At 37.4% G+C, this 3,471-nt stretch carries 6 protein-coding genes; 1 reads left to right on the forward strand and 5 read right to left on the reverse strand.

From position 1 onward, the window contains the following. A partial coding sequence (locus CK510_RS28120; protein WP_095724784.1) for a cytochrome b occupies positions 1-569 on the reverse strand: 569 nt, incomplete at its 3' end. A gap of 228 nt (positions 570-797) precedes the next feature. Between CK510_RS28120 and CK510_RS28125 the strand changes: the two genes are divergently transcribed. Further along, positions 798-1,154 carry a phosphatase PAP2 family protein gene (locus CK510_RS28125; RefSeq protein WP_342746009.1) on the forward strand — a complete coding sequence of 119 codons (357 nt, stop codon included), beginning with the start codon at positions 798-800 and terminating at the stop codon, positions 1,152-1,154. Positions 1,155-1,266: 112 nt separating this feature from the next. Here the strand turns inward: CK510_RS28125 and CK510_RS28130 are convergent, their stop codons facing one another. The 4 genes from CK510_RS28130 to CK510_RS28145 form a co-directional block, all read right to left on the reverse strand. After that, positions 1,267-2,433 carry an AI-2E family transporter gene (locus CK510_RS28130; RefSeq protein ID WP_095724786.1) on the reverse strand — a complete coding sequence of 389 codons (1,167 nt, stop codon included), beginning with the start codon at positions 2,431-2,433 and terminating at the stop codon, positions 1,267-1,269. A gap of 117 nt (positions 2,434-2,550) precedes the next feature. Beyond that, positions 2,551-2,745, reverse strand: coding sequence for a hypothetical protein (locus tag CK510_RS28135; RefSeq protein ID WP_095724787.1), 195 nt, complete (start codon positions 2,743-2,745; stop codon positions 2,551-2,553). Next, positions 2,746-2,949 carry a hypothetical protein gene (locus tag CK510_RS28140; protein WP_095724788.1) on the reverse strand — a complete coding sequence of 68 codons (204 nt, stop codon included), beginning with the start codon at positions 2,947-2,949 and terminating at the stop codon, positions 2,746-2,748. A gap of 199 nt (positions 2,950-3,148) precedes the next feature. After that, positions 3,149-3,340: a hypothetical protein gene (locus CK510_RS28145; RefSeq protein ID WP_095724789.1), complete on the reverse strand. Its 192-nt coding sequence runs from the start codon at positions 3,338-3,340 to the stop codon at positions 3,149-3,151. Positions 3,341-3,471: the final 131 nt, after the last annotated feature.

Below are 3,471 nucleotides of genomic sequence, written 5' to 3' on the forward strand. Positions count from 1 at the left end.
TTTATAAAACCAACGAACCTTTTCCAATTTGCCCGCACAACTTTCCAATATGTCAGCATATGCATAATTACAAATGCCAAAAATGTATAAGCCAACCAAAAATGCAAATTGCGACCAATATCTACCATAGCTTTATTCTCCGGAAAAATATCCGGTAGAACAATACCGAAAAATTTAACACCATTACTTTTAAATGAATTTGATAACAAAAAGCCAGCGATTGGAATAGCCCACATAAATGCGTAAAGACTGAAGTGTAATGCAAATATTTTCCACCATTTAGGTGTAAGTTTGGGAGTTCGCTTCGTATACTTTCGCCACCAGACTCGTAATAATGTTAATATGCGCCATGTCAGCAATGCCATTGTGAGTACACCAATGGACTTATGGAAGTCGTATAGAGATGCGCGAAAAGACACTTCTCTCTCCAGTGTTACCATCCACGTACCTGTAGTGAACAGAACCAAATAGCAACCTGCCATCCACCAATGTACTGACATCAAATCTTTGAAAGCGGAATTGATTCTAGGCTTTGTTGTAAGGCTTTCGCTTGACTGTGTTGCACTCATAAAAATTATGCGATCGCTAAATTAGGGTAGTAAACGATAAGAACCTATATTTACGTAAACACCGCACCATCAAATATTATGCATTAGGCAAAATTGTCTCTAAAACCTGGAAGTTTTTAATGATGTCCTATCAAAGTATATTTTACTAGATTTTGTGTCAAATTTTTTCAGTTACTATTATACTTTCTTATTGCTACCATTAGATTATTTCAAACATACTGTAGGTATATTAATAATGATTACACAAAATATCTTCTAAAAGAGCTATTTACTAGGACACGTCCATCATTATGGAAGCATATTATTGATGTAGGACATTACAGTTTTCCTAGTGGTCATGCAATGATTTCACTAGTTATTTATGGATTTATTAGTTATGTTTTAGCAAAAGAATATCCACAATATAAAAAGCAAATTTATGCTGCGACTACATTATTAATTTTAACAATTGGTTTTAGTCGGCTCTATTTAGGTGTACATTGGGCAACTGATGTTATCGCTGGTTACGCTGCTGGTTTATTATGGTTAATAGTTTGTACGCGAAATTTAGAATCAGCTAACACCAATAAATTATCCATATTGTAGGGGTAGGGTTTCCCCAGCCCTACAAATGATACGATTGAGAAGTACATAATTAGCCTGCAAGAAAACTTTGGATACTGTTTTATTTGGAAGTACCCATCTCAAATCTACTGGATTAATTATCTTGATTTTGTGTACCTTCAATCTTGGATTCATCTTCATCCACAGTCTGATTTCCTGTGATAATTTTTTCGACTATAATCGCATCTTTTTCTGAAAAATCATCACGCTCAATGATAAACTCGGTGTCCCGTTCTGACTTATTACCCCATTCGTCTAAAACATCTTTAATTAAAACTTCCTGTGTCCAAATTTTAGTGACAACAGTTAGAGGTAATGCCAGTAATAATCCCAAAGGACCAAAAAATGTCAAAAAGAATAATTGAGCGATTAAAGTCACCGCAGGTAAAAGCGAAAGCTGATGTGCCATAATCATCGGCGTGATGAAATTACCTTCCGTTTGCTGCACTAGGAAGTACAAACCAAATACAGTAGCAGCTTTCCAAGGTGCGTCCAATAATGCGATCGCAAGTGCCGGAATTAGACTAATTGTTGGACCCAAGTTGGGAATCAAGTTCATAAAACCCGATAGCACCGATAAAGCTAAAGCCGAAGGTACACGTAAAACCAGCAACCCAATCATACTTGTGGTTCCTACGTATAACATTGCGATCACAGCACCACTTACCCATCCTTCTAAGGAAACCTCGCATTTATCTAAAATGCCATCAACCCGTCGTCGATAAAACGAAGGAAACAGGCGAATAAATACCTTCCGATAAGCTTGTGGATCGGCTAAAAACATCCCTGTTAACACCAATACCAGCAAAATCTTTAAAACAGCCTCTAGAGAACCAGTCACAAGCGCTAGAGAATTTCCCACCGCTCTATTCACAAAGGGTTGCGCTTGTTTGATGAAACCGTCAATATCTGGTATGTAAGGAGCTAACTGCACCGGAACACCAGCTTTAAACCGATCCAAGGAAGCACTAAACACCTGTATCCCCTTGGGAACTCGATTCTGAAGTTCGTGAAACTGCGTAATAAAAGGTGGTACAACTATCCAGAAAAAGCCAATAATTACCGCAAAAAATATCCCAACCGATAGAAGCACCGCTAAACCACGTTTCATCCCCCTATTTTGAAATCTTTTAGCCAAGCGATTTAGGGTAGTCGCAATTACCACTGCGGCAAACATCAGTAATAGTACATCCCGAATTTGCCACAAAATATATAAGGAGAGAACAATGGCAATCAAGCCAATCCATTGACCTAAATTCAAATCTTTACCCTCAGCGACTTAGCGAACAGTAGAAATCTGTTAACGTAGCTAGGCTAGCCGATTTTAGTCTCTCACGACTAGGTAATTCGTAATTCGTAATTCACAACTCCCTATTCTCTATTCTCTATTTTCTATTCCCCTAAACCTGAGACTCAGCAAAACAGCCATAATCGCAGTTGGTGATAAAACCAGAATCAACACATTTATATCGCTTTGGGGAATGGAGATGATTGGGGAAACGTACTTGATTAACACCGAAATCAGGGCTGAGAAAAAGAAAACTTTAACTATAAATCCAAACGGGTTATTCATTTACTGACTACCTAATATTCTGAAGTCATTTATACTCAACGACAACACCAAACTTTCCGATGCAATCTCTACCAACCAACGTCCACTAGGTTTTTCGTTAGAAAGCACCTCCTTTCCGCAAACAATACCTGATTTCCCGGATACATATACTGGACTGATAATTAAGACTTTATCTCCTGCTTGTGGTAATTTTGAACTATTCAATGGCTTTCCTCAATCAAAATTTTCAAGGGCTAATTCGATGTATATAAAAATAGTCATGTCATATCTTTATCTTACTCAAAGTTGTCTAAGTGTGATTACCGGATAAAAATGCTGAAGAACCGAATATGAAGCCGAATTTTGAAGGTATAGGAAGAATGAGGCGAGAAAATGACAGTTAAATACAATTGAATAATTTTTGTTAATGAGAATAATAAGTATTACCACTTAGGGTTTTTGCCAAACTTTGATTGTTTTGTCCAAACTGGCACTTACTTTCACTACCTAAATCCCCTTCATCAAGAGGGAAATTTTTAAATGTATCTTGTGGCAGTTTTTTAACTAGTCTACCTAAGCGACAATTTGCTCCCGTAATAGGAGGGCAAACAACCATTTGCCCCTACCGTATTCTCGGATGTAATACTATACATGAAGGGGTAAAATTACCTTATAGAACAACACGGTATGCGTAAAACTCAGTCACTTTAGTGCTGAGATATAAGCGACACGGGCGATTTTAATCGC

The sequence above is a fragment of the Brunnivagina elsteri CCALA 953 genome (genome assembly GCF_002289455.1).
Lineage (GTDB): Bacteria > Cyanobacteriota > Cyanobacteriia > Cyanobacteriales > Nostocaceae > Brunnivagina > Brunnivagina elsteri.

Bases quoted from the DNA above. Each gene is read 5' to 3' on its own strand.
- CK510_RS28145 (WP_095724789.1), bottom strand. From the start codon at position 3,340: ATGGTTGTTTGCCCTCCTATTACGGGAGCAAATTGTCGCTTAGGTAGA.
- CK510_RS28135 (WP_095724787.1), bottom strand. From the start codon at position 2,745: ATGAATAACCCGTTTGGATTTATAGTTAAAGTTTTCTTTTTCTCAGCC.